This is a genomic window from Paracraurococcus lichenis (genome assembly GCF_030657435.1).
Classification (GTDB): domain Bacteria; phylum Pseudomonadota; class Alphaproteobacteria; order Acetobacterales; family Acetobacteraceae; genus Paracraurococcus; species Paracraurococcus lichenis.
Window position 1 is genome coordinate 1 of sequence record NZ_JAUTWS010000615.1, and the last position, 233, is coordinate 233.

A 233-nucleotide genomic window follows, 5' to 3' on the forward strand; every position below is an offset into this window, starting at 1 on the left:
GCGGTGCTTGGGCGAAGCGGCGCCTGCTGCTGTCGACCGACTTGGCCCTGTCAGCCGTCGAGATCGTCGACGCCTACTCCAAGCGCTGGACCGTTGAGCCGCTGTTCGCCGCCCTCAAGCTCACCGATGGCCTGGGCGCGATGTGGCAGCGAAGCCGGACGGTCCTGCTGCGCTGGCTTCACCTGGTCCAGATCGGCCGCGTCCTGCTGGTCCTGCTCACCGCCAAGGCGGAA

General features: G+C 68.7%; 1 protein-coding gene. It reads left to right on the top strand.

The features are described from left to right. Positions 1 to 233: hypothetical protein (locus Q7A36_RS41445; protein ID WP_305109569.1), on the top strand; the 233-nt coding region annotated here is incomplete at both ends.